Genomic DNA, 23450 nt, shown 5'->3' with positions numbered 1-23450 from the left:
TTAAAGCAGCGTGAGTTGAGGGACGAAGACGATCGCGTCCGTCGCCTTTGGCAGCACGTCCCGCGCGGGCGACACGAGCCGCACGTCCACCGTTCCGCTGGCGACGTCGACGAGTTCTTCGATCAGCCGCGCGCGGTAGAGGGCCTCGCCGAGAGGGTAATCCGATTGCAGCGCGACGAGCCGCCCGATCGCTTCCGTTACCGCGTGCGGATTCGTCGGGTTTCGCAGGCCCGCGACGATCGGCACCTCGAGCAGCGTTGCCGAGAAGCACCGGAGCGGCCCCGTCCCCACGGCCTTCAGCCCCGCGAGGTAGCCCCGAACCGCCTTCACCTCGGCCGCCGACGCCGGCCCGGCTGGATTCGCGAGGTAGACGTCCACGCTCCCGGGCCCGTTCGGGTTATCGTCACGGACGCGGAACCGCGAGACGGAGAGTCCGAAGAGCTCGGCCGCCTTGCGGATGCGGTACCGGACGGCCGCGAGGTTTCCTCCTGCGCCGAGCGATCCCCACTTGTCCCGGCACTTCGCGCGGAGGCTCGGATCGCTTTCTTCGTCCGCGCCGGCCCGGGTGATCCATGTCCCCGTTGCGGGATCGGCGGGATTCGAGATGCGGACCCCTTGGAGCGGCGTATTCAGAAAGGAAATGGTCGACGGAGGAACGTTGTACCGCGCGCCGGGCGCCTCGGCGCGAAAGGTGAGCGAGAGGCTACCGCCTTTCGGCAGCGTCCCGCCGTCAACGTTCACGTACCGGAGAGGATCGGCGAGATCGGGCCCGAAGACCGCCGCGAGCTCGCCCGGTTGGATGACGTGCAGCGAGTCGTCGGCAAACTCGGTCAAGACCATCCGCCCCTCGGTCGGAATGGCCTCGCGCCGCAGCTCTTGAAACCAGCCGAGCGCCACGAGATCGAGCCACGCGCCGAACGGACCGTTTTCGTCGTCGCCGAGGTATCCGCCGCGCGTGATTGCGATCCTCGCCGCTTCCCATGCCTCGACCGTTTGCGCCTCGATTTCGAGGAGCACGCGCCCGATTCGCTTCGAGTCCCAGCCGCGCGCACGCAACCCAAGCCCGTGGGCCTTTTCGAGCAGATCCTCGAAGATGACGTCCTTTCGGCGAGCGCGAAGCAGCGCCGCGAGCGACGGCGCGCCCATCAAGCAGCCTCCCCGAGCGGGCGGAACAGCACGCGCCGCGCCTCGCCCGTCTCGACCGTGAGGAGGTAGCTACCCTCGGCGAGCTCGAGTCGCCCCACGATGAAGAGCACGCCGCCCCGCAGCTCCGCGCGCACCGAGGCCCCGACGACGCCCGGCTCTTGCAGCGCCTCACCTTCGAGGAGCTCGCCGAGCCGATAGAGGTCCGTCGGCGAGGGATCCGCGTTGATCATGCGGAGCACGTTGACGCCTTCAGCGGGCGACCAGGGAAGCGCTCCCGAGCTCATGAGCCACCGGCGCGCCACGGCGTCGAGGACGACGCGCGGACCTTCCACGACCGCCTCGAAATCGATATCGATCGACCCATCCGGACCGAACGTGCTTAGATCGTCGCCATAGTCGATCGCCATCGGTCTATCCCAGCAGCGAGGCGAGCCCGCTTGTGATGATGCCCCGGATCGGGATCTCGACCACCGAAGGCCCGGAGACCTGGACGCCGATGGTTCCGAGGACGACCGCGACCGCCGAGCCGGGCGGCTTCCATTCAATCGTGCAGAGGGCTGCCGGTTCCGTGACCGTGCGAAGGACGAGCGTCCCCGAATCCGTGGAATCGTCGACCCGTGCAACGGCCTTCGTTCCGCCGCCGAGGACGATCCGAATCATGGCCGCATCCGTCTCCCACAGGCCCGCGAAAGGCTTGGCCGGATCCCCCTCGGAAAACCCGACCTTCACGCGTGCCCCCTTCGCCACCTCGACCCGGATCCCCGGCAGACCGAGCCATATCGGGACGCCCGACAAACCAGGCATGTCCGCGGCATCGAGGCGCAGATCGAGCGTCCCGTCGGCCCCTTGCGCCACGACCGTGGCATCATGGCTCGCCAGGTATTGCAGCGGAACCGGGAGCGCTTGCGCCACGATCCGCCGGAGGATCTCCTTCTCGCGCGTCGCAGTCATGAGCCGCCCTCGTCGAAGATGACCTCGGTCCGGAAGGCCCCGGCATCGTTCACTTGGTGAACCACGCGCCCGACGCGCCGCCCCTCGAGCAGCATCCCCGGCTCGATGTCCGGAGCCTCTTGCGCGTACGTCGCCCGCGCATGCGCCCCGTCTTCCGAGACGCAGAACGGCCGGCCGGGATACGCGGCCCAAGTCTCGCCGCCGACGCGGATTGTACCGTTCCGCCGAACCCGCCACACGACGCCCGCCCGTCGACAGATCACGTTGAGCGCTTCCGCCGCCCGCGCCCGCGCCCGAACCCACCGCGCGAGCAGCGGCAGCCCGTCGAGCCCTTCGAGCTCGGCCGCCTCCTCGCCAGCCTCGCGAAGGATCGCCGAGACGACGAGCCGAGGCGGAGCCAGTTGGTATTGCCGCGGAGGGAGCTCGCGCCGCAGGCCTCCACGCCCGCCGACGATGAAGGCCCGCGCGCGCCCCTCGAAGGCCCGGCTTTCGAGCACCGTCCCCGAGAACTCGACCGGCGCGGCATCCTCCACGCCCATGGCGACCACGACCGAGCCCGCGAGAGGCTCGCCCGTGTCGACCTCGGCCTCCGCCGTCCAGGCGCCCGCGAGCGGCATCGAGAGCCGCAGCGAGATCACTTCGAGCGCGCCGATCTGAACGAGGCTCACGGCCGGTTCGCTCCCGCCACGGCTTTCGCCGCCGCCGTCGCGAAGAGCGCGCCGATGCCCTTATTGGCGATCGTGCTCCCCGGCTTGACCTCATGCCACGGCTTGTTTTCGTACGGGACAGCCGTGCTCGGAGTTTCTACCGCGTCCGGCTTCTTCGGAGCGACCTCGGCCGGAGGCGGAGGCGCCCATTCCTTGCAATGCCAGACGATTGTCCCGACCTGGAAATCGTCCCAATCCGGCCCCTCGTATGACTCGATGGAAACCGCGTTGATCTTCGCGAGCCTGCACTTCGGATGCCCGATCTTGTGCGGCCCACTCCCCGGTTGGAGCCGCTCGATCGCCGCCTCCATGTCGGGCCATAGGGCTTCGGTGAAACGAACGGTGATCGTCACCTCGGCGAGCTCGCGCGCTACGTTGGTCGTGGTCGGCTTCGACGCGCCGCCCTTTCGCTTGGTATCGAGCTTTGCCTTTGGCTGCACCTTGAGCGTTGCCGTCCCCTCGCGAGGGTTCGGCGGAAGATCGCCCGGCCCGAGGGTCACGGTGTCCCAGACGTCCGGGTTATCGCTTGGCGCGGGAATCGCCATCAGGCCCCTTCTTCCGCGATGCGTTGCAGCTCGGCCCAGAGTCCGCGGGCGACGGCTTCCCCGTCGCGCTCCGTTGCGCTGCCCTGGATGACGATCTGGATCGAGCCGGGCGCGAAGTTCATCACCACGCGCTCGCCGCCGAACTGGGCCGCTTGGCCAACCGGCCGACCGCCCGCGCTCGAGGCGCCCCCCGATCCCCCGAGCCCGGCGGCCTTGGGCGTGACAACGTTGTCGTTTGCCGCCCGCGTCGCCGCGAGGGCCATGGTCTCCGCCGCGCGGATCACGCGCCCCGCGCCTCCGGTGATGCCCAGCTCGGCCCCGCTCGCCACGTTGTGGCCGATCCCCAGGAAGACGCGCGAGGGACTCGCGACGCCGAACGTCTTCTCGGCCGTTGTGATCGCCCCACCCGCCATGGCTTTCACCGCGGTAGCGACCGCGAGCGCGCCTGAACGAATCCCACCGACCAGGCCATCGACGATCGCGGTCCCCGCCGAGCGCCCGGCTTCCGCGAGGCCCTCGCCGGAGAGCAATCCCCCGACCTGCTCAGCGAAGTGCACAACATAGCCGTACGATGCCAGGATCCCCGCGTAGACCGACCCGACGAACGACGCCCACTTCGCCGCGAGCATCCCAACGAGCCCGACCGCGACGCCAGCGACGCCAGCGATCAATCCCACGCCCTTCGCCACGCGTTCGATCCAAGGGACATCGTCAAGCCCGAGGAGCTTGGAGAGCTCACCGAAAGGCCCTGCATTCATTGCATCGAGCTTCTCGAAGATCCCGAGTACGCCCCCCAACCCCGTCCGAAACCCCGAAACAGCGGCCGAGATGATCGGTTCCGCCTGTTCCATCTTCGTCACGAGGCGATCGATGAACTTCCCTGGATCCTGATCCGCGAAGATCCCGCCGAACGTGTTATTGAGGACCTTCCCGAGGACCCCCGTGATTCGCCCCCATTGCGGTCCCGATGGATCCAGAGTGTCGAGAATGCCTCCCATGAAGCTCTTGAAGGAACGCATGCCGGGCGTGACGTCGAGGTCCATCATCAGGTTTCCAGGCATCGCGTGGAGGCGCCCGAGGATCCCGGTGATGTCTTCCAGCGACTTCGCGCGCGCCGCGAGGCCGGCCGCTCGGCCGCCCGAGAGCTCGTTGATCGCGGCGAGGATTGCCTCGATGACGTCCGCAGCCTTGAGTTGCCCGGCGCCTTGCATTCGGCGAACCTCGTCGGTGCTCTTTCCAAGCCTTTCAGCGAGCTTCCCGTACACCTTGTCCGCCGCAAGCCCCGCTTCCGTGAGCATGTTGAGCTCATCCCCTTGGAGGTAGCCTTGCGCCTGGATCTTGCCCATCGCACGAACGATGGAATCCACGTTCGCCTCGGGATTGACCGTGCCGAGATCAGCGATCGATCGAACGATCCGATCCACGAGCCCAGCATCCTTGAAATGCCCGAGCAATCCCGTAAATTGTGCCAGCGTATCCCGCCGCCCTTGGCCGATGAAGTCAGCCGTGCGGATGGCAGTCATGAGGACCTGATCCGCGTCCCCCTTGGACCTGCGCAGAATGGCGAGCGCCCGCGTGGTGTCCTCCCGAAATGCCGCCGCATCCACGGCAGCCGAACCCAGGTCGAACGCGGCTCGCGCGGCTCCCGAGGCGACGGCCGTTCCCGCTGCCGCGAGCGCCGCAATCGCGGCAGCGCGGCCTCCGCCGAACCCTCCGCCCCCTCCCCCGTCGTCATCGACGCCGACGCGGGCCCCCTCGCGCATCTTGCGCAGTTGCCTTTCCAGCATGGCCTCGCGCCGTTCCTGCGCCGGATTGAATTTCCGGACCGAGTCCAGCAGGCGCGCCTCGGTCTTGCTTATCCCGGGAGGAAGGGCTTTCGCCCGCCGCTTTTCTTCCTTCTCGGCCCGCTTCTTGGCCTTCTCCGCCTGTTTTGCTGCGGCCTCTTCCGCCTTGTTCCTGGCCTTGTTCGCCGAGGATCGAGCACGCTCCGCGGAAGCCGCGCGCTTCTTCGCCGTCGCTTCCGCGCGCTCCGCCGCTGCCCGTTGCCTCGCGGCTTTCTCCCCGAGCCGTTCCGCTTGCCGTTCCGCGGACGACTGCGCCCGCGCCGCAGCCGCAGAACGCTCCCGCGCCGCTTCCTCGGCCCGATCCGCGCTCACCCGGAGGCGCGCCGCCTTTGCCGCCGCGCGCGCTGCCTTCCGGTCTGCCTTCTCCGACGCGACCCCGGTCTCCCGCAGCCGCGCCGCCCGCGCCGCGGCTTCCTCCGCCTTCTCGGAGGCCTTCGCCGCCTCCTCGCGGAGCGCCGCGGCTTTCTTCGCCGTCGCCGCGGCCTTGTCCTCTGCCTCGCGGCGCGCGTGCGCCACTCGTTCGGCCGCCTCGCGCGCCTTCGCCTCGGTCTTCGTCGCTGCATTCCGGACCGCCGCGGCCCGCTTCGCCGCCTCCGTCGCGCGATCTTGCGCCGCGGCTGCTGTCTTCGCCGTCCGCTCGATTTTTGCGGCCGCTCCCGCGTCCACCTTCACGGCCCCGAGCTCGCCGAGCGCGCCCGCGAGGCGTTCGACGTTCTGCGCCGCCTTCGCCGCGGGCCGCGCCACGTCTTCCCGAAGGACGATTTTCTCGGAAACGGTCATAGATCAGGCCATCGAATGTTGGAGTAAAGAAACGCCGCGATCGTGAGCGCCGCCGCGCGTGCCGGTTCTGCTTCGGCATCGGAGCCGCAGAGCTCGAGGAGCCCGTCTGCGAACAGGCCCAAATCCGTCCGCGCCTGTCGCAGCAGGCTTAGATCCCCCCCACGCGAAGCTTTGCCTCCGAACCGCAGAGCTCCATCACCACCTCGCCGACGGCGCTCGCGAGCCCCGGCGCGCGCTCGAAGACCGTCGCCACCGCTTCACTCGTCGGCCATTCGATCGCGTTGAGCGCGAGGCGATAGAGCCCCTCGAAGACCTTGCCTTGCAGGCTCAGCCGCCGCGACGCCGCGTAATGCGAGGAGCTCGGACACTTCAGGAGCCACAGGGCCGTCCCCACCCGCAGCGCGACGTGTTGCGAGGCTCCTCGCGTCGTCGCCATGAGCTCCGCCAGCCTGCCCTCGGTCAATCCCGCCGCCGCGAGCTCGGCGCGCTCCTCGGCCCCGAGCTTCGACAGCGGAATCGCTTGCAGCTCGTCCTCGGGCGCACCCGCGAGCCCAGCGAGCACCGGCCACACGAGCTCAGGCAGCGCTGGCACTTCGTCGAGCGCCGCCGGCAGCGCGGCCGCCTCGGGCCAGACGACGCAATCCACGAGCAGGTTGTGGAGCGCATCGATGCGCCCCGCAGGCTTCCCGAGCCCATCGAACGCCGCCGCCCACGCCTTCCGGTCCGGCGCCTTCACCACGAGGGCGAGCCCCTCGTGTCCCTCGACCTCGATCACCCGCAGCTCCCCGCCGTGTGTCCGGCGGAGCTCTTCCCGCACCTCATCCGTCAGCTTTCGCATTTCGATCAGCTCCTCGGCTTCTTGAAAGGATCGATTCCGTTCTTGATCACCTTGAGGCAATTACCTTCGAGCTTCGTCATGGATGGATCCCCGGCTTGCGATGACGTTTCATCCCCCAGCGGCAGCCACGTCTCCACGCGATCGATGATGTCCGGCCGCCCCGGGAGTGAATAGACGATTTGCAGATCCACGGTCCGATAAATCCAGCCGTCCCCCTGCTTCCCGCGCAGCTCGTCCTCCTCGCCCCGGGAAATCTCCATCTCGCATTTCGGCTCGGCTTTTCGGCCCCCGTGCGCCTTCGGTCCGGGTTGCGTCCCGCCGACCGTGCTCGAGGACAGGCCATTGCCGTAGGTGATCGACGAGCACGTGGTGAATGTGTGCCGCTTGCCGTTGTGGAGGATCGCCGTGATCGTCAGGTCATCGTGCGCGAATTCCCCGCGCGGAGTGGTCACGGTATGGCCCATGTCAGCCGCCCTCCTCCTCGTTGTCCGTCAAGAGCCCCGGCCCGAGCTCGGCCGAGACCCCGTAGATTTGCCCCCGAGGGACCACGGTCATGCGTGCCCGGAGGAGGTTCGTCTCGAAGACGTTGTCCGTGCGGATGACGCGCGCCCGCACCGCGCTTGCATGGTCGGGCATCAGCGCACCTGACAGGGCATTCGTTACCGCTCGGTCGATCGCCCCCGCGGTATTCGTTTCGAGGGTCCCGTCCTCGTTCAGCGGCGGATCGTTGTTGATCTCGTTATCAAGGATCGGTTGCGCCGCGAGGTACGCCTCGATCATGACGCGCGCCACGTTCAGATCCCGATATCGGCTCCGTTCGTCCGCCATCGTGAGCCCGCGAGCGAAGTACACGTTTCCCCCGCTCGTATCCATGACCGTGAACCGCGCCGCGCGGAGCTTCACCGTCGCGAGCCCCTCGTCCACCGGGAGCGCGTCCACCTCCTTCAGCGGCCCGTCATCGTGGTTGCCGAGGTCCGACGAGAACCGCACCGCCGCCGCCTTGTACGCGGCCGCCCACGATTGCGAGCGCAGGAACGACCCTTGCAGCGTCCCACCGCGGAGCCACGCGCCCCGCGCGCACACGCACACGCGCCGCGAAACGAAGCCCTCGAAAGCTTCCGCGAGCGCTTCGTCCGTCTCGCCGAGCGGCGCACCGAGGATCGCGACGATCGGCCGCTTGAGCGCTTCGAGCTCAGCGATCTTCGTGTCCAGGGCCTCCGCCAGCGCCCTCGTTTCCGCAGCATCGGCGAGCTCGCCGACGACATGCAGGATCCGGAAATCGGCCTTCACGTGCACGAGCTTGTCGATCGCCTGGATCACAGACTCGATCGAGAACCCCGGCGCATGGCAGGCGAACCCGTATTCAGTGTCCTTGACGAACGCAGCCGCGGGAAACTGGATCGTCACGCCGAGGCCCGGGATCTTATGGTCCGCCTCGCGCCCCTTCGCCGTCGCCTTTGGGAGGCCGAGCAGCTCGATCGCGCTCCCGCCGAGGATCGCGAGGCTCGACCCCTCGCCGATCGTCTTGCTCGCGAGCCGCAGCTTCGAGGCCGGAGCCACGAGCGACGCCGCCACGTTATTCGCCTTCCCGAGCACCGCGACGACCGCCGCCGGATCGGCAGGCGGATCCTTGAATTCGACGGTTTGCACCTGGCCCGCGTCTTCCTGCAAATCGAGCGTCGTCCCGTCGAGGTCCCCCGCCTCGCCTTGCTTCAGCCCGACCACCAGGCCAAGCGCGACGAGCGCCGAGCCGCCGAGGAGCTCGATCGTCGCCGCCTTCCCGATGGCCTTCGAGGTCCACACGAGCCGCGCGCCCCCGTCGATCGAGAACACGCACGCGGCAAACGCGTTCGACAGTTGCGCGAGCAGCGCGGCCCCGTCCTTCGGCGCCTCGAGCAAGCAAGACACCTCGGCGCCGTGGATCTTCGCCTCGATGCCCTTCCCATCGAGCAGGCCCCCGGCCCCGTAGAGGCCCGACGCCCCGAGGTCTTTGTCACCGCGGACGACGGCCGGTTTTGCATACGCGAGCCGCGACAGGTCCCGCGTCCCCGTAACCTCGGCCGCCTTCCGCGAGGGAATCACGAGCTCGGTTCCAAACCGAGGAACCACCTGCGCGCCCGCCGACGTCCCCGAGATGGAGACGCGGAACCGCCCGACGCCTTGCGGCCCGCTCTTTGTGATGCGTACACGCACCGCCGCCGTATCGGTCGGAGCGCCCGCGAACAGCAGCGCCGGCCCCGGCCCGGATTGCATGAGCGGGTCGAGCGCGCCCGGAATGCTTGCCTCGACGGGAACCGCGAGCGTGCGCTGCCTGGAGACGCGGACCGCTTGCGCCGTGGCTTCCGTGAGCGGTCCCTCGCCGAGAGCTTTCGCGACGGGCGAAGGTACATCGAACGCATAAACGGTATTCTTCGACCCCGCCGAGCATACGCCAACCTTGGCGACCACCCGCGCGGCGGAGGCAGGCTCGCCCGCCGGCCCGAATTCGGTGAACGTGATTTCAGCGCTCGGCATCAGAACCCCTCGCGTTTCGAGCCATCGGGCGCAGCCGTCTCCCCCTCGACCGAGGCTTTCAGGATCAACGCATGCCGCAGATCGACGTCCACCACGGGGAGGCGGATCGACATCGGAACGACGACCTTGACCCCCGCCGACCCCGCGCGCCCAGCGCCCGCGATCCACTGGACGCGACCATAACCACGCGCGCGCCGGCTCACCCCGAGCTCCCGCACCGATTGCAGGAGGCGGAGGTACACGCTTTCCGCCTCGACGGGCGAGCTCCCCCAGACCGTGAACGTCGCTTCAATCACACGATCCTCGCAGACGTGTTTCCCCGCGCCGCCTTGCTGTGCAGGGGGTTCGAGGTCCTCATGTTCCGGCACCGAGACGATCAGCCGCGCGGGCGAGGCGAGCCCGCGCCCCTCATCCTTTCCGATCGCGAGATCGAGGCCCTCGACGTTCATTTTCGCGTGGAGCTCCTTGGCGAAACGCCCGAGGCTCGTTTCGTCCCAGCCGCCCATTACTCCCCCTTGACCGCGCGCCGCACCGCGGCCGAGAAAGCGACACCCGCACTCGCACGGATGCGCGCAATCCAGCCCGGAGGGGGTTGGCCATCGGGAACGAGCGCTCGCTCGGGGTTATGGATGACGCCATGCTGAAGCGTCCCCCGTTGCGCGAAATGCGCGGTCCAGTGATTCACCCGCACCTCGACCGCACACTCGAAAGGGTTCGGCGGAAGCGGACGATACTCGACGTGCGCCGCGAGCGGCTGTAGCGCGAGCGCGCCATCCGCCGCCCGCTTTGGCCAGGCGTCCCCATCGGGCGAGCGGCCGGACTCGATGCCATCCCGCACGAGCTCGACGGCCTCTTTGCCGAGGGTCTTTTGCACCTCGGTTTGATGCGAGCCGTTCGAGAGCCCTCGAAGCCCCTTGGCCATTTCGAGCAGCCCGCGCCCCGCGACCCGTGACAGCTTCATGCCCGCCGCCCTCCTCGCCATCCCCGTTCCCAGCCCCGCAGCTCCGCCGCGCGTACACGCGGCCCGAGCCGCTTGCCGTTCGCGCCCGATTGCCCAACGACGCCCGGCAGCTTCTTCCCCCCGTCGAGCCCTTCGAGCCAGTGGATTTGGTCGAGGTACCTTTGCCGCAGGTTCTTGGAATCGTCGTGCTCGGGATCGAAGCCCGAGGCGGACATGAGCATATAGGCCGCAATCGCCGCCGTAGCTTCGACGATCGCCCCCGTGAAGACGGCAAGCGGCGGGTTGAGATCCGCGAGATACGTATCCACCTTGCGCGAAGCCGCCTCGAGCCCTTCGAGTTGATCCGGAACGGGTACACGAGCCAGCGCCTCCTTGTTGACGCCGAGCGCGTACAGTTGCGCGAGCGTGGCGTACGCGTTCACGTCTCCCCCGCGGCGCCCGTGCTCGGGCCCTTCTCCTCGGCGCCCTCCTTCGACGCCTTGCCCTTCGCCTCGGTCGGCTCCTTCGACCTCGGCGCGCGCACCTGCTCGACGCCCGGCAGCTCCCGCACCGTGATCCGCTTCCCGGGATCACGCTTCAGCATTTCGATTTGCTCGCGCGTCAACGCATCATCCGGGAGCTCGGTTGCCCCGGCCTTCCAGCAGAGCCCGATCCGTACCCTCTTCCCGTCGCGCTCCTCCTCGCGCCACCCGCAACGGTAGGCGTCATATCCGGGAGGCGGAACACACGTTACGATGATCATCGTCCTTCCCTCCAGGCCCTACGGGCGACATTTCGCGATGCTCTGCCAGACGGCCGGCGCGGCATTGCCCCGGCAGTCGACCCCCGCGAGGTATTGATTATTGACGAACGCGTACTCGCTCCCGTTCATGAGCGCCTGAAACCTCGGCTTTTGCCGCTCCTGCCAGATGATCGGCCGCATCAACTGATTCTTGAGCATGGCGAGGAACCAGACCCCGGGCGCATCGCTCAGCTCATCGATCACGAGCACCTCGGCCGTCCCCTGATTGATGTTGTCTTCCTGCGCGCCGCCGCGGGCGATCGTCTCGGCTTCCACGATCCGCTTCGCCGCGCCTTCCTTCTGCGGGCTCACGATCAGCGTATCCGGTTTGATCCCGATCCGCCGGCCGTTCACGTCGACGAGCGACCGCATGTTCGCGCGGACGATCTCGTAATTCTCCGGCGTGAGCGCCATCCCCGAGGGGTGATAGTTCGCCTGGACGGGTGAATCGGGATCGTCTTGATCCACCGGATGCACCTCGGAAAAGACAGGCTGGCCATCGTAGACGACGAGCGAAACCGGCCCGACGAGGGGATCGAGGTAGCTCGTTTGCTCCCCGTAGAGGAGGATCGGCGCGATGCAGTCGTCGGGATGCTTCGCGGCCTGCTGCCCGAGCAGGCTCGCATAATCCCCATACATCCCGTATTTGTCGTCTTCGATCTTCTCCCGCTCGACGCCGAGAGTCTTCTCGAAGGGCTTGTTTTTGATCGTGAAGCTACGCGAGCGGAGGTTTTCGACTACGCGAGGGCCCACCCAATGCCGAAGGCCCGGGATCGCGGTCAACCAGGAGTAAGTCTCTTCCTCGCCCGTGCTCGGGAGCGTGCGGGCGACCTTCGAGCCCCACGGCTCCGCCATACCCATCCCGCTTTTGAAGAGGACCTGGAAGCCTTTGAACATCGCCCGCAGGCTCGAACGCGTGATGATCATCGAACGCCCTTCCTCGCGTCACCGCGGACCGATGGAGACCGCGACGCGGCCCCCGTCGAGGCCCATCATCTTTCCCGCCACCGAGCGTTTCCCGCCGCCGCTCGTCCTCGCGACGCGTCCCCCGTTCACGAGGAACACGTCCTTCAGGAAATCGGCCATGGTCACCGCGTCGGCCCCGCCCGAGTTCTGGAGCAGGAACGTCCCCGGCTCGCAGTTGATCCGCTCGGCGCCGTCCTGGCCCGCGCTGTTGTCCTTCGTCTCGCAGGCTCGCCCGACCGGCCGGAGATCCGCCGCCTCGGTCGCCTCGACCGCGTAGCCCGAGGCATCCACGCAGACGATATTGCCTTCCTCGATCACCGCGCCCGCCTTCATGCCGGGCGCGAGTCTCTCGACGCAGACGCCGATCCCGTATCGCTTCACGTCGCGGACCATGGCTCAGCACCCTCCTTCAATCGTCGGCCTCATCCATCGCGGCGGGATCGATCCGCAGCGTCTTCGCCACCTGGAGATCAAACTCCCCATTCCGACGCGTACGCGCCGCGAGCGTCGCCTGCTGATACCGCGTCGCCGGAGGCGAGGGCCTCGCCGCCGGTTTCTTCGGGGGATCGCCCTTCGGCGGATCCCCTTTCGGCTTCTCCCGCGCGGGATCCTCGCCCGAGCTCCCGACGAGCTCCCGCAACGCGTCGAGGTCCTTTCGGCCGAGCTTCACGAACGCCTCGCGCCCCGCCTCGGGTATCAGCTTCGCCGCGACGCCCCGATCCACGAGCGCGCCGATCTCGTCCTCCACGGCCGCCGCGCGCGCCGCTTGCAGCTCCTCGGCCGCCGCCGCGAGCGCCTCGCGCGCCGTCGCCTTCCCGGTGAGCGTGCGGATCTGCGCGAGGGCCTCCGCCGCGTCGCTATCCTTCAGCGCGTCGTCCCCCTCGTCGCCGCCCTCCTCGGCCATGTGATCATCAAACGCCTTGATCACGTCGTCCTCGGTCGCCGAATCGGGATCGAGCCCGAGCGCCGAGGCGATATGCGCGAGCGCGCCTTCCAACATGCCTTTTGCTCCCTGCGAAGCCGCCATCAGCGGCGGAAGCCCGTGCGAAGCGGGCAGGTTCGTCAGCGCGACGTTGATCAGCCGCGTGATCCGGTTGCTATCGAGCTCGTAATCGACCGCGGGCGAGATGTAGCGATACTTCCGCGCCCGGACCTTCTCGGCCGCTTCCTCGGTCCAGCGGACATCGACGGCCCAGAGCGCGCCCTCGCGAACCTCGGGCCGGAACCACGCCGCCGCCTCGCCCGCGCCCTTCGAGAAGCCGAAAAGGGACGCGTGGTCGTAGTCGAAGAAGAGCTCGGCGCCGTGCGCCTCGAAGTCTGCCAGGACGCGCCGCGCGGCTTCTTCGTCGAAGAGGAGGAGGCCCTTGTACGACTTGTTAACGCCCGCGCGGAAGAGCAGCACTTCGCCAGGGGGATCCCCGGATAGGTCTACGAGGCGAAGCGTGGCACGAGCCGTGCGTTTCATCGGGTGCGGGCTCCTCAAAATGAGGAGCCTCTACCCTTCGGGCGGGAATCAGCCAGATCTGGCTGATTGATGGATGATTCAGCGCGTCAATTGAAGACGAGCACGAAATCGACGCCAATTCACCCGGCGACAGGTAACCGTCCCTTCAAATGGTCTGCATTCATTCTCTCACACCATGCGCCAAAGCCTTCGTTCTCCCCACCCCATGCGAGCTCTGCCGCAGTCTCTTCGAGGGGGACATTCCGAACGAGCGTGGCGAGCTCGCGGTACAGGAGCGCGTCCTCTCGACCGGCCTTCAGGGCCGCCGCGACACGCTCCGCGCCCCAGACCTCGACGTCCCAAGCCGCCGCATCTTCCGGGATATCTTCAATATGGCTGTATCTCGACAAGAGCGCGGCCGCCGCCTCGATGCCCACCCCACCGAGCCCCGGGATCTGGTCGGCGGCATCGCCCACGAGCGCGAGCAGATCGGGGATGCTCTCCGGATCGACGCCGAACCGCTCCCGCACGCCATCCGCCGCGAGCTCCCGACCACGAGCACGATCCACGAGCACGACGCCCGCGCGTGTCAGGCATTGCGCCAAGTCTTTGTCCGGGGAGAGGAGGCGGATTGTGGCGAAGTTCTGCGCGTACTTCTGGCATGCCGTGGCAAGCGCGTCGTCGGCCTCGAACTCGTCCATCGACCAGACCACGACCCCGAGCGCGCGCGCCGCCGCTTCCGCGTCCTCGAACTGCGCGCGCAGGGCCGCCGGGACGACGGAATCGTCCTTGTATCCCTCGAACAGCTTGTTTCGGAAGCTCGTGATCGGGTTGTCGAATGCCACGGCAAGATGCGTGACCTCGCCGGCCTCGAGCAGGGCCACGAGGGACGCGACCATGCCCACGGTCGCCTTGACGTCCTTCCCATCGACGACGCGCCGCCGGCCTCGCGAGAAGTGAGCGCGGAAGAGCTCATACGTGCCGTCCACGACGTGGAGCACCTTCCCGCCGCCCGACAAGGCGCGGCGCCCGAGCTCCCGCGGCTGAGACTTGCCCGCCGGAGCCAGGGGAAGCCCCCCGTCCTTCGCCAGCGCGTCCCAATCCACGCGGCTCGCAAGCGTGCTCGCGCCGAGCGCAGCGACCGCGCCCGCGACACGTTCGAGCGTCTCGGCCCGGAGCTTCGCCGCCTCAGCCGCCGCGATGGCTTCCGCCCGTTTCGCCTCAGCGACGGCGCGCCGCGCTTCCGCTTCCGCCTTCGCCACGTCCGCGCGCCGCCGCGCCTCGAGCACCTCGGCCTCGGCTTGCGCCTCGCGTTCCTCGGGCGTCCTCGTGTCCCACTTTGGCCAGGGCGCGAGACGTTCATCCCCGAAGTTGAACAGGGCCCACGGCCGCAACACCTCGTAATGCCCCGTGGTCGCGAGCCCTTCCGTGTCCGCCCGCTTCCCCTCGTGACGAACCGCGTTATGCACCTTCCCGAGTGCATGCGAGCCGATCGGCGCCGGTTCCATGGTGAGCGTCTGCCGGAGGATCGCCATCGCCGCCGCGCTGTCGCAGTACCGGATCCCGCGCTCGAACACCTCGACCGCGCTCGCGCCGTCCGCCTGAACAAGCTCGTAATCCCAGCCCGCAGCCGCCTTGCCTTCGCTGTCGATATCCACCGGGAGCATGATCACCGGCGATTTCCCCGCGTTGACGAGCGCATCCTGGTACGCGTCGCGCTCCCGCGCGGTCTCGTCGCTCTCATCGAGGCCCGCGGGATACTTCCCGACGCGTGTAGGATGCCCGTAGACCTCGGAGTAATGGGCCCAATCCGTGAACATCTGTTGTTTCGCGAGGTAGTACATCGCGACCCGGCGGACGGCGCCGTTCATCCAGGGTGTCTGGCTCCCCGAGGCGAAGATCGCCCACTTATACGGATCCGCGCCGAGCGCGATCTGCGCGGTCGGAGTGCCGACCCTGTACGTAACCTCATGCCCATCGAACCACAGATCGCGCGGATGCCAGACCTCGAGCAGCGGCAGCCATTGCCCCCGCTCCTCGGTCCAATTCAGTTGCACGACCGCGACGCCGAGCATGATCAACCACTTCAGGACGTCACGCAGGACAGGCTCGGGACAAAAGCGCCACCAGACCTCCGCGGCCTTCTTCTGCGCGAGCTCCGCCGCCGCCGCGTCGCCCGTCTCGGTCGAGACCTCGAAGGAGAGCGGCAGCGCGAGCAGCCCGTCGATCCGTTGCTGGAGAGCGCCATCGAGCCGCTCGTCGGTCAACAGCGCTTCCGCGAGGTCCGCCGACTCGCGGAAGTCTCCCGCCTCATGCCGTTCGAGCGCTTGCCGCACGCGATCGTTATCCCAGCCCATGAGCGGCGCGAAGACATGTTGCGCGTAGCGGACGCGAGGAGCGCGAGTCATCGGGTGTACCTCGTGAGCTTCACCGGCCGTTTGTTCGCCGCGGAGAACGATCCCGCAATCCGCCCCGCGGGCGAGGCGAGCAGGTCATGCGCGGCCGCGCCGGCGTCGACCTGGTCGTCTTCGTCGTCGTCCTGCCCCGTGAACCGAAGATGCTCCGCCAGGAAGACGTTGACCCACGAATCCGGGCCCACGTCTTCCGGGAGGAGCACGCGCCCATCGTTCCAGGACGCCGCGTAGGGTTGCGCCCGCGTGAACTTGTCCGCCTTCACCCGGCGCGCCTCGACCGTGAAGCCCCGATCCGACATGAAGGGGACGATCATCTTTTCGAACACCGTGACGTAGCCCATTGCCTTGCATCCCCCGTGCGCCCGTTGCAGCCGCGCGCCCTCCGCGGCAAACTCCGGCGCAAGGACCTGCTTCCGCAGGCATTCGAGCACGTAGTAAACGCGCCGCCCGCGCTCCGGTTCGTGCGAGCGCATGACGACCGCCGACGAGTAATCCGCGTGCTTCCGCGCGGTATACGCGAAATCGACGCCGATCCCGTCGCGATACTCCCGCACCACGTCGAGGGCCGCGGAGGTATAGAGGGCCGGCTCAGCGTTGAACACGGCCCCGCCCCGAGGCCTCGGGACGCCTTGATACAGCGAGGCCCACGTATACTCTCCGACCTCGCGCCGCCGTGCTTCGAGCTCGGCCGCGGGCCATCGTTCGGGCCAGAGCGCGCGCCCGTCGTCGGAGAGCGCAGGGAGGCGGAGGTATTGCCACCCCTGGGAGATCAGCCGCCCCGAGAGGTCTTCAGGATGCCACCGCGTGGCAAGGACGATTGCGCTCCCGCCCGGCTCGACACGGTTGATCGTCGAGCCCTGCCAGAGGTCCCAGATCCGCGAGCGATAGGTCGGGCTTTCCGCCTGGATCCGGTTCTTGAAGGGGTCATCCACGAAGAGGACCCGAAAGCCCTTGCCCGTCAGCGAGCCGTTTAGCGCCGTGAACACGGCCCGCCCGCCCTCGCGCGTGCGCCACTCGCCGACGCCCTTCGCCCCGGCATCGAGCTCGACGCCGGCCGCGCGCGCCATCGCCCGAGCGTCGCGGCTCTTGCTGTTGGCTAGCTCGATCCCGTACGTCGCATAAGCGATCGGGAGGGTGGGATCCTTCCGCAGGTACCACGCAATCGCATGGAGGATCGTGTCCGTCTTCCCGTGGCGCGGCGGAGCGTGGATCACCGCGCGGACAGGCTCGCGCCGCGCGCGCTCGAGGAGCTCGATCAGCGGGCCAAGATGATCCGGGCGCGAATACCCGGGCGTTACGGCCGGTATGAACGCCGCGAGGCCTTCGGAGGGGGCCGCCGCGATCCGGCCGTGCTCCCGGTAGGAGAAATCGCCGACCCGATAGCCGAAAGCCTTCGCCATCGAGCTATTCCCCGAGGTACGGCTCCGGGTTTGCTTTGAGCTCGGCCAGGAGCTTTTCGAGCGCCGCGATCTGCTCGGGCCTCCCGATCTCCCCCGTCGCCCAATAGATTTCCAGCTCCCGACAAGCCTTCCGATCCTTCCACCCGCTCTTCGCGCCCGCGTCCCACGCGGCGCGGAGCTCCTTCGGGAGCGTCGACGGACGAGCGACGTCCACGTGGACGTTGCCATCGACCCGCGTATGCCTGCGATTCCACTTCTCGGGATACCGCGCGCGCAGGATGTCGAGCGCGAGGCGCGGATCGTCCGCGGCCCCTTGCGTCGCGATCGAGGCGAGCCGCGCTTCGCCCTTCGCTTCCGCGGCTCGGATCGCAGCGTCGAAGGCGGGATCCTGCTTTCGCCAATCCCGCAACGTGCGCGGCTTGATCCCGACGAGCGCGCAGACGGTCGGGCGATGCAGTTGTCCGAGCCGGAGAGCGTCGAGGATCTGCTTTTCAACCTCGGGGGTTCGGAGAGTCGGCCGGCCGCTCATGGTCTACTCCAGCAGGTTCCGGAAATCGTCGAATTCGTCCCGCGATCTCGCGCCGCCCTTCGAGCCCCCCTCGAAGCGTTCCGGTTCGGGAGCCGTGGCCGTACGCGAGGAAAGCCGCCCTTCGCGGATGGCAATGGCATCGAGGAGCCGATGGACATCGCGCAGGATCACGCTCGTTTCCGGGAAGACGATCCGCCGCTCCCGCTCGATGCGCACGGCCTCCTTGAGCCGCCTTTTCTCGACGCGGAGCAGCCAGCGGAGGGTCTTGACGTCCGCGTCCATCTTCGGCGCGTTGGGGTTCGGTTCGGGCCGGCCCTCGGCGGAAGCGCGCTCGGCTTCCTCCGGGGTCAACGGTTGAGCGCGATCCCGCGGCCCTTCGCTGCTTTGGTCCATGACGGCCTCCGGATCAGGGGGTGCATGAGCATGTGGCAATCGTTGCAGATCACGATCAGATTGGCGGGATCGAAGACCAGCTCCGAGGCGATCCCCGAGATAGAGCACGGGATGATATGGTGAACATGCCGCGCCGGAACGCCGCAGCACTCGCAGAACCGCCCGCGCGCGTCGAGGACCTCGCGGACGATGCGCCGGTAACGGCTTTGAGGGGTCTCGGCCCTGGGTTCTGCCATCTCGCCCTTACGCCGCGATCGTGTCATTTTTGGCCCGTTTTCGGTCGCATTGTAGACGCCGGGCCGCCGATCTCGCGTTCGACCGCCGCGAGCCGCTGCTCCAGGGCGACGCACCGTTCGCGGAGCTCCTGAACGGCCAGCGCCGCCGCGACCGGAACCGGACAGGCCAGATAAAGCCCCTCGATCCGCACCATCGCCCCCTCCCGACCCCTGCGCGAAACGAGGATCTCGACGTGGTGCTCCTTTTCGAGCGCCCGAAGCCGCCGCAGTAGCCGACGGCGCCAATCCGGATGCGTGGTCGCTTCGCCGATCATGGCCCCCGCTTCCGCAAGCTCGATGCAGCCGAGCAGGCGCGATTCCACGCGCGCCGCGCCGGGGGTACGCGCCGCGACGACATTGACCACCTCTTCCCAATTGGAATCCATCGAGGCCATAGCGGACCTCCCTTCGTCGAAGGGTCGCTCCGGTCGGGGATCAGGGGAAGCAAAAAATAAAATGTCGAGCGCGGTCCGGGCGCCTCGACCCCGGGGAAGATTTTCGACGAGGGCCAGCCGCCTCGCCGAGGGCCCTCGACCCCCTTGCGCGCGCCGAGCTCGCGCCCCTCGACCAGGCCCGGCCTCCCCGTCGCCCTCGACCTCGCCTCGATCGCCGGCCTCGACGCCGGCCCCTCGGTCAACGTGCGGCTCCGACGAACCCGCGATCGAGCTCCTCGCGTCGAGCCTCGCGCCCCTCGTCGAGGAGCTCGCCGCGGAGGGTTTCCGCCGCCTTGGTTTCCGCCACCTCGACCCCCCCGGATGCGGGGGTGGCGGAAATACGACGTCGAGCGCGGTCCGGGCGCCTCGACCCCGGGGAAGATTTTCGACGAGGGCCAGCCGCCTCGCCGAGGGCCCTCGACCCCCTTGCGCGCGCCGAGCTCGCGCCCCTCGACCAGGCCCGGCCTCCCCGTCGCCCTCGACCTCGCCTCGATCGCCGGCCTCGACGCCGGCCCCTCGGTCAACGTGCGGCTCCGACGAACCCGCGATCGAGCTCCTCGCGTCGAGCCTCGCGCCCCTCGTCGAGGAGCTCGCCGCGGAGGGTTTCCGCCGCCTTGGTTTCCGCCACCTCGACCCCCCCGGATGCGGGGGTGGCGGAAATACGACGTCGAGCGCGGTCCGGGCGCCTCGACCCCGGGGAAGATTTTCGACGAGGGCCAGCCGCCTCGCCGAGGGCCCTCGACCCCCTTGCGCGCGCCGAGCTCGCGCCCCTCGACCAGGCCCGGCCTCCCCGTCGCCCTCGACCTCGGCGGGATCGCTTACATAGGCAGGAGCCCGGCCCGCCCAACAGGATGCCGAGCCTCTTGCGACAAACGGACACCTTGCCAGCGGACACCGGATGTGCGATGCTCACCGCTGGTTTATTCGGCCAACCGCTCGATTCTTCGGACGGGAGCAATGGCGCGCTTAGCTAACGGTGAGTTGGCGGCCTCCGTATCATTTCGGTCATGCATGGGGTCTCGGCATGTTGACGCGGATTAAAGTCGAAAACTTTCGTGGAATCACCTCGGCAGATGTTCCGCTCTTCCCTGTTACGGTCCTTGTCGCTCCCAATAATGCGGGCAAGTCCACGCTTTTAGAGGCTCTCGCCATATCTATCGGCGGTGTCCAGGCGTTGCCCGAAATCGTTCGTCGCCGCGGGTGGCCCGGGCTCTCAATGCTTTCTGCAATGCTGCCGCACGAAAAAACCAAGACAGTCGTGCAGCGTCATGACGGAACCGAGGTGACCACAACGCTGAAGCGTGTATCGATAATCGAATCGACGGATACGGAGCATTTGCAGCAGACAGAGCTAAAGCGACCTCAGGCTGTATACGTCGCCGGGCACCCTCGTAGTGGTCGATTTTTTATCGATGCCCAAGGGAGAACATTCACTGTCATGCATAGTGGCGGTGACCTCCCAGGGTTTGCTCGGTTGCTTACAGATCAGCAAATATCACCAGATGAACTCGTTGACGCCGTGGGCATAATCGCGCGCCGCGGCGAGTCGACGCACGCGCGGTTGGTGCAACACCTAAAGGTTATCGATCCTGATCTTGCGGATATTCGTGCCATTCCAGTGGACAACGCCCGGTGGGAGCCGCATGCAATGTATGCAGACAGGACCATCCCGCTCGCGGTCTTTGGCGATGGCATGAAGCGGCTACTTTCCTTGGTGGCGCGACTCTCCGGTGCAGACGAGTTTCCTGCCCTCATAGAGGAGCCTGAGTGCTTCCAGCACCCGCGCGTGCTGAACAAAATCGCCGATATCATTTGGAGCGCGGCAGACGCCAACGCACAGGTAATCGTCTCGACACACTCGGTGTCGTTTTTCGAGCTCCTTCGGCAGCGGGCTCAAGAAGAGACGGACCGCCGCGACAAGTTCGGATTGATTGAGATTGAGCGTGGCGCAGACGGTAACGTCACCACAGCTGCGTTTCCGCAAGGGATCGGGCCGTTCCGATCAGAATTGCTCCGTGAAAAACTTGGTGGATAAGTGAGTGGAAGGAGTTAGCTGGCAGTGTCGTTCAGGATTTCGATCTGGCCACGGTGACTCAACGCGCGATTGGTGAAGGGTGTCGCAATGGGCGTAGAGCAGTAGCCGAACCATGTAAGTGCGCGCAATAGATTAGCGCAGCGCCGCCGGCGTAGGAAGACCTACGGAACGTGAGAATGGAAGACAGGCATGGACGAGAACATCGTTGCACTTTTTGCCGCACCCCCTGACCCACCGGCACCCGCCACGACTGCATCCGGCACGGCTCCGCAGCAGACGAAAACCGATTGGTTCCTGCAGGGTCTTGTAAAGATGATCAACGGCACAGATGCCAGTCTCGGTGTTACCCTTCAGGTGGGGGGATTACTGGTATCTGGAACTCTGGTGAGCGGACATAAGTATTTCTCGGGAGTCGGCGCGGAGCTCGCTGCTGCAACGCCCGGTAGTGATGAAACAAAAGAAAGGCTCCGTAGTACGATTAGTCGGCTGGGTGAAAATTTCACTAAACCCGCTGACGGAAACGAGCCTAAGCCACTGCCTCAATACATTCATCTGAAAGAGGCGCGATTTTTTCACGTCGGTGGAAAACCTATCCCGTCCAACAATGGCGTGTGGTGGCGGGGAAGGCTTTCGGAAGTCGGGGGCTTCTGTCTCGGCATCTTGGACATGCAAGGTTGATACTTAGTTTGTCCACAGCGGACGCTCCTCGACCTTTCCTGCGACGACATCCTTCTCAATCGGCCGAAGCAAGCGGAGCCCGCAGGATCACCTCGGCGCTAGATCCCGCTCAACCCCAAGGCCCTCGTCCGAACTCCCGCAGCTGACTGATCGGTCGGACCGAGCCCCCCTTGCACCCCGTCCCCGAACGTGCGAACCGAGGTATGGCACTCCCGAGATGCCAAACCCACCCCACGGTCCGCCATGTCCCTCCGCTTCCGCAAGAGCATCAAGATCCCCGGAGGCTTCCGCGTCAACCTCAGCAGCCGCGGCATCGGCGCATCCTGGGGCGTTCCCGGCTTCCGCGTCGGCACCGGCCCCTCCGGCCCCCGCGCCCACTTCGGCCTCCCCGGCACCGGCCTCCACTGGAGCCAGAACCTCGGCGCCGGCCAGCGCGTCGGCTCCTCGGCCGGCGCGCAGTATCAGCAGATGCTCGCGGCCCAGCACGACCCGAGCCGCGCCCTCTACCACCAGCCGATCCCCGACGAGGTCCAGCTCCACGAGCAGCACCTCCGCGCCCTGACCACGCTTCACCACGAAGGGTGGTCCCCCTGGGATTGGCGCCAGATCGCCGCCTCGCCCCCGCCCCCGCCGCCGCAGCCGTACCGGCAGAACCACCGCGAGGCCGCCGCCCTCCAGGCCCTCCAGGCGCACCGCCCCAGCGTCCTCGGGAAGCTCACCGGAGCCGATCGCCGACTCGATGAGCTCCAGCAAGCCGTCCACGTCGCCCGCGCCCAGGACGAGCAGGAGTACGCCGCCCATTACGCCGCGTACATGAACGAGCTCGACCGCTGGAAATGGTTTCAGCGCACCGCGCAAGGCGTCCTTTCCGGCGACCCGGAAGCCTGCCAGGCGGTCCTCGACCACCTCGGCCCCTTCCAAGCCTTCCAGCAGCTCGGATCCTCGCTGAACGTGTGTATCACCCGCCCGTGGTGTGTGGAGGCGTGGCTCACCGCGAACGATCAAAGCGTCCTGCCTGTTGAGGCCGTCTCCTACACGTCGACGGGTAGGATCTCCCGGAAGACGATGCCGACCCAGCGGTATTGGTCGATCTATCAGGACCACGTGTGCAGCGCCGCCCTCCGGATCGCTCGGGAGGTCTTCGCGATCCTCCGGATCCCCGTCACGCTGGTCCACGTCGCCTACCCGTGGACGAACAGCCAAACGGGCCTCCCGGATCGCTACCCCATTCTTTCGGTCGCCTTCGACATCGAGACCTTCTTCCAGCTCAGGCTCGAAGCGATCGACCCCTCCGATTCGATGGCCAATTTCGAGCACCGCATGGAGCACAAGAAGAACTCGGGCCTCGACCGGATCGAGCCCCTCACCCCCGACGACCTCGAACGAAGCGAGGCGTAGACCCCTCTTGCAGGGGAAGCAGCAGCTTCCACGACGCCGGCCCCTCCCGCTCCGCTTCCTCGAGCAGCGCGAGCTCCTCCTCGGTCGCCGGAACGAGCGGCGCGCGCCGGACCGCCTCGAGCACCGGATCCAGATCGTCCTCGGGCCCCTCGTCGCCATCATCCTCGCCGACCTTCACGCGTCACCTCCCATCGAGCCCGCGCCACGCACCACCACCGGCCGCCTGGTCACCTGGTCACGTCTGGTCACCGATCTTGAAAACTCCCGATCCTGCGCGCGCGTACACCCCCGCGCGAGAGTACAAAAAACGTGACCAGACGTGACCAGAACGGGCCCAAGTGCCCGAATCCTCGAACGAAATTCCTGGACACGTGATCCTGCCCAGCCGCGCGCCATCTGACCATGTCGTGACCAGCA

The 23450-nt window shown here is 67.4% G+C and carries 26 protein-coding genes; 3 read left to right on the top strand and 23 right to left on the bottom strand.

The genetic code is table 11. The features are described 5' to 3' along the window. The 22 genes from GF068_RS00170 to GF068_RS00070 all read right to left on the bottom strand — a co-directional run bounded on the left by GF068_RS00170 (position 1) and on the right by GF068_RS00070 (position 18883). Positions 1 to 1146, bottom strand: coding sequence for a baseplate J/gp47 family protein (locus tag GF068_RS00170; protein WP_153817272.1), 1146 nt, complete (start codon positions 1144 to 1146; stop codon positions 1 to 3). Further along, positions 1146 to 1553 (bottom strand): hypothetical protein, encoded by a 408-nt coding sequence (locus GF068_RS00165; RefSeq protein ID WP_153817271.1) that lies wholly within the window; start codon positions 1551 to 1553, stop codon positions 1146 to 1148. Before GF068_RS00165 ends, GF068_RS00170 begins: the two co-directional genes overlap by 1 nt. A gap of 4 nt (positions 1554 to 1557) precedes the next feature. Then, positions 1558 to 2097: a hypothetical protein gene (locus tag GF068_RS00160; protein ID WP_153817270.1), complete on the bottom strand. Its 540-nt coding sequence runs from the start codon at positions 2095 to 2097 to the stop codon at positions 1558 to 1560. Then, positions 2094 to 2765, bottom strand: a complete 672-nt coding sequence (locus GF068_RS00155; protein WP_153817269.1) for a hypothetical protein — start codon at positions 2763 to 2765, stop codon at positions 2094 to 2096. The genes GF068_RS00160 and GF068_RS00155 overlap by 4 nt, the downstream gene beginning before the upstream one ends. After that, positions 2762 to 3349, bottom strand: coding sequence for a hypothetical protein (locus GF068_RS00150; RefSeq protein WP_153817268.1), 588 nt, complete (start codon positions 3347 to 3349; stop codon positions 2762 to 2764). The genes GF068_RS00155 and GF068_RS00150 overlap by 4 nt, the downstream gene beginning before the upstream one ends. Beyond that, the gene (locus tag GF068_RS44690) at positions 3349 to 5505 is read right to left on the bottom strand and encodes a tape measure protein (protein WP_153817267.1); all 2157 of its coding nucleotides are present in this window, start codon (positions 5503 to 5505) and stop codon (positions 3349 to 3351) included. The genes GF068_RS00150 and GF068_RS44690 overlap by 1 nt, the downstream gene beginning before the upstream one ends. Positions 5506 to 6121: 616 nt before the next feature. Next, the gene (locus GF068_RS00140) at positions 6122 to 6811 is read right to left on the bottom strand and encodes a hypothetical protein (protein ID WP_153817266.1); all 690 of its coding nucleotides are present in this window, start codon (positions 6809 to 6811) and stop codon (positions 6122 to 6124) included. Positions 6812 to 6816: 5 nt separating this feature from the next. Further along, positions 6817 to 7263: a hypothetical protein gene (locus GF068_RS00135; protein ID WP_153817265.1), complete on the bottom strand. Its 447-nt coding sequence runs from the start codon at positions 7261 to 7263 to the stop codon at positions 6817 to 6819. Between the two features lie 13 nt (positions 7264 to 7276). Further along, positions 7277 to 9325 (bottom strand): DUF2586 family protein, encoded by a 2049-nt coding sequence (locus GF068_RS00130; protein WP_153817264.1) that lies wholly within the window; start codon positions 9323 to 9325, stop codon positions 7277 to 7279. After that, positions 9325 to 9831 (bottom strand): hypothetical protein, encoded by a 507-nt coding sequence (locus tag GF068_RS00125; protein ID WP_170319226.1) that lies wholly within the window; start codon positions 9829 to 9831, stop codon positions 9325 to 9327. Before GF068_RS00125 ends, GF068_RS00130 begins: the two co-directional genes overlap by 1 nt. Next, complete coding sequence (locus GF068_RS00120) at positions 9831 to 10286, bottom strand: hypothetical protein (protein ID WP_153817262.1); 456 nt, start codon at positions 10284 to 10286, stop codon at positions 9831 to 9833. Before GF068_RS00120 ends, GF068_RS00125 begins: the two co-directional genes overlap by 1 nt. After that, positions 10283 to 10708: a phage protein Gp36 family protein gene (locus GF068_RS00115; RefSeq protein WP_153817261.1), complete on the bottom strand. Its 426-nt coding sequence runs from the start codon at positions 10706 to 10708 to the stop codon at positions 10283 to 10285. The genes GF068_RS00120 and GF068_RS00115 overlap by 4 nt, the downstream gene beginning before the upstream one ends. Further along, entirely contained in the window at positions 10705 to 11028 is a 324-nt protein-coding gene (locus GF068_RS00110; protein WP_153817260.1) for a hypothetical protein, read from the bottom strand. The genes GF068_RS00115 and GF068_RS00110 overlap by 4 nt, the downstream gene beginning before the upstream one ends. Positions 11029 to 11046: 18 nt before the next feature. After that, positions 11047 to 11994 carry a Mu-like prophage major head subunit gpT family protein gene (locus GF068_RS00105; protein WP_153817259.1) on the bottom strand — a complete coding sequence of 316 codons (948 nt, stop codon included), beginning with the start codon at positions 11992 to 11994 and terminating at the stop codon, positions 11047 to 11049. An 18-nt stretch (positions 11995 to 12012) separates the two neighbouring features. Beyond that, on the bottom strand, positions 12013 to 12426 hold the full coding sequence (locus tag GF068_RS00100) for a hypothetical protein (protein ID WP_153817258.1): 414 nt from the start codon (positions 12424 to 12426) through the stop codon (positions 12013 to 12015). A gap of 16 nt (positions 12427 to 12442) precedes the next feature. Beyond that, complete coding sequence (locus GF068_RS00095; RefSeq protein ID WP_170319225.1) at positions 12443 to 13435, bottom strand: phage protease; 993 nt, start codon at positions 13433 to 13435, stop codon at positions 12443 to 12445. 182 nt (positions 13436 to 13617) lie between these two features. Next, positions 13618 to 15885, bottom strand: a complete 2268-nt coding sequence (locus tag GF068_RS46020; RefSeq protein ID WP_153817256.1) for a phage portal protein family protein — start codon at positions 15883 to 15885, stop codon at positions 13618 to 13620. Next, entirely contained in the window at positions 15882 to 17291 is a 1410-nt protein-coding gene (locus GF068_RS00085; RefSeq protein ID WP_170319224.1) for a terminase large subunit domain-containing protein, read from the bottom strand. Before GF068_RS00085 ends, GF068_RS46020 begins: the two co-directional genes overlap by 4 nt. A gap of 4 nt (positions 17292 to 17295) precedes the next feature. Further along, the gene (locus tag GF068_RS43265) at positions 17296 to 17820 is read right to left on the bottom strand and encodes a hypothetical protein (RefSeq protein WP_170319223.1); all 525 of its coding nucleotides are present in this window, start codon (positions 17818 to 17820) and stop codon (positions 17296 to 17298) included. A gap of 3 nt (positions 17821 to 17823) precedes the next feature. Continuing rightward, positions 17824 to 18213, bottom strand: a complete 390-nt coding sequence (locus tag GF068_RS00080) for a hypothetical protein (RefSeq protein WP_153817254.1) — start codon at positions 18211 to 18213, stop codon at positions 17824 to 17826. After that, a complete protein-coding gene (locus tag GF068_RS00075) occupies positions 18168 to 18449 on the bottom strand; it encodes an HNH endonuclease signature motif containing protein (RefSeq protein WP_153817253.1) in 282 nt (93 codons plus the stop codon). Before GF068_RS00075 ends, GF068_RS00080 begins: the two co-directional genes overlap by 46 nt. A gap of 23 nt (positions 18450 to 18472) precedes the next feature. Further along, a complete protein-coding gene (locus tag GF068_RS00070; protein ID WP_153817252.1) occupies positions 18473 to 18883 on the bottom strand; it encodes a hypothetical protein in 411 nt (136 codons plus the stop codon). Between the two features lie 1063 nt (positions 18884 to 19946). Here GF068_RS00070 and GF068_RS00065 point away from each other — a divergent pair. The 3 genes from GF068_RS00065 (at position 19947) to GF068_RS00055 (ending at position 23033) form a co-directional block, all read left to right on the top strand. Further along, positions 19947 to 20957 carry an AAA family ATPase gene (locus GF068_RS00065; RefSeq protein WP_153817251.1) on the top strand — a complete coding sequence of 337 codons (1011 nt, stop codon included), beginning with the start codon at positions 19947 to 19949 and terminating at the stop codon, positions 20955 to 20957. A 189-nt stretch (positions 20958 to 21146) separates the two neighbouring features. Beyond that, positions 21147 to 21635: a gas vesicle accessory protein GvpU gene (gene gvpU / locus GF068_RS00060; protein WP_206079368.1), complete on the top strand. Its 489-nt coding sequence runs from the start codon at positions 21147 to 21149 to the stop codon at positions 21633 to 21635. 243 nt (positions 21636 to 21878) lie between these two features. Continuing rightward, positions 21879 to 23033 carry a DUF4236 domain-containing protein gene (locus GF068_RS00055; protein ID WP_153817250.1) on the top strand — a complete coding sequence of 385 codons (1155 nt, stop codon included), beginning with the start codon at positions 21879 to 21881 and terminating at the stop codon, positions 23031 to 23033. Here the strand turns inward: GF068_RS00055 and GF068_RS00050 are convergent. Further along, positions 22999 to 23211, bottom strand: coding sequence for a hypothetical protein (locus tag GF068_RS00050; protein WP_153817249.1), 213 nt, complete (start codon positions 23209 to 23211; stop codon positions 22999 to 23001). The genes GF068_RS00055 and GF068_RS00050 overlap by 35 nt on opposite strands. Positions 23212 to 23450: the final 239 nt, after the last annotated feature.

The organism is Polyangium spumosum (assembly GCF_009649845.1).
In the GTDB taxonomy this organism is placed as follows: domain Bacteria; phylum Myxococcota_A; class Polyangia; order Polyangiales; family Polyangiaceae; genus Polyangium; species Polyangium spumosum.
The sequence above is the reverse complement of the archived record's forward strand: the minus strand, read 5'-3'. Positions and strand labels throughout refer to the sequence as shown.

Excerpts from the sequence above, each read along its gene's own strand:
- GF068_RS00170 (WP_153817272.1), bottom strand. The coding sequence starts at position 1,146 with ATGGGCGCGCCGTCGCTCGCGGCGCTGCTTCGCGCTCGCCGAAAGGAC.
- GF068_RS00165 (WP_153817271.1), bottom strand. The coding sequence starts at position 1,553 with ATGGCGATCGACTATGGCGACGATCTAAGCACGTTCGGTCCGGATGGG.
- GF068_RS00160 (WP_153817270.1), bottom strand. The coding sequence starts at position 2,097 with ATGACTGCGACGCGCGAGAAGGAGATCCTCCGGCGGATCGTGGCGCAA.
- GF068_RS00150 (WP_153817268.1), bottom strand. The coding sequence starts at position 3,349 with ATGGCGATTCCCGCGCCAAGCGATAACCCGGACGTCTGGGACACCGTG.
- GF068_RS00140 (WP_153817266.1), bottom strand. The coding sequence starts at position 6,811 with ATGCGAAAGCTGACGGATGAGGTGCGGGAAGAGCTCCGCCGGACACAC.
- GF068_RS00130 (WP_153817264.1), bottom strand. The coding sequence starts at position 9,325 with ATGCCGAGCGCTGAAATCACGTTCACCGAATTCGGGCCGGCGGGCGAG.
- GF068_RS00125 (WP_170319226.1), bottom strand. The coding sequence starts at position 9,831 with ATGGGCGGCTGGGACGAAACGAGCCTCGGGCGTTTCGCCAAGGAGCTC.
- GF068_RS00120 (WP_153817262.1), bottom strand. The coding sequence starts at position 10,286 with ATGAAGCTGTCACGGGTCGCGGGGCGCGGGCTGCTCGAAATGGCCAAG.
- GF068_RS00110 (WP_153817260.1), bottom strand. The coding sequence starts at position 11,028 with ATGATCATCGTAACGTGTGTTCCGCCTCCCGGATATGACGCCTACCGT.
- GF068_RS00105 (WP_153817259.1), bottom strand. The coding sequence starts at position 11,994 with ATGATCATCACGCGTTCGAGCCTGCGGGCGATGTTCAAAGGCTTCCAG.
- GF068_RS00100 (WP_153817258.1), bottom strand. The coding sequence starts at position 12,426 with ATGGTCCGCGACGTGAAGCGATACGGGATCGGCGTCTGCGTCGAGAGA.
- GF068_RS46020 (WP_153817256.1), bottom strand. The coding sequence starts at position 15,885 with ATGACTCGCGCTCCTCGCGTCCGCTACGCGCAACATGTCTTCGCGCCG.
- GF068_RS00085 (WP_170319224.1), bottom strand. The coding sequence starts at position 17,291 with ATGGCGAAGGCTTTCGGCTATCGGGTCGGCGATTTCTCCTACCGGGAG.
- GF068_RS43265 (WP_170319223.1), bottom strand. The coding sequence starts at position 17,820 with ATGAGCGGCCGGCCGACTCTCCGAACCCCCGAGGTTGAAAAGCAGATC.
- GF068_RS00080 (WP_153817254.1), bottom strand. The coding sequence starts at position 18,213 with ATGGACCAAAGCAGCGAAGGGCCGCGGGATCGCGCTCAACCGTTGACC.
- GF068_RS00075 (WP_153817253.1), bottom strand. The coding sequence starts at position 18,449 with ATGGCAGAACCCAGGGCCGAGACCCCTCAAAGCCGTTACCGGCGCATC.
- GF068_RS00070 (WP_153817252.1), bottom strand. The coding sequence starts at position 18,883 with ATGGCCTCGATGGATTCCAATTGGGAAGAGGTGGTCAATGTCGTCGCG.
- GF068_RS00065 (WP_153817251.1), top strand. The coding sequence starts at position 19,947 with ATGTTGACGCGGATTAAAGTCGAAAACTTTCGTGGAATCACCTCGGCA.
- gvpU (WP_206079368.1), top strand. The coding sequence starts at position 21,147 with ATGGACGAGAACATCGTTGCACTTTTTGCCGCACCCCCTGACCCACCG.
- GF068_RS00055 (WP_153817250.1), top strand. The coding sequence starts at position 21,879 with ATGTCCCTCCGCTTCCGCAAGAGCATCAAGATCCCCGGAGGCTTCCGC.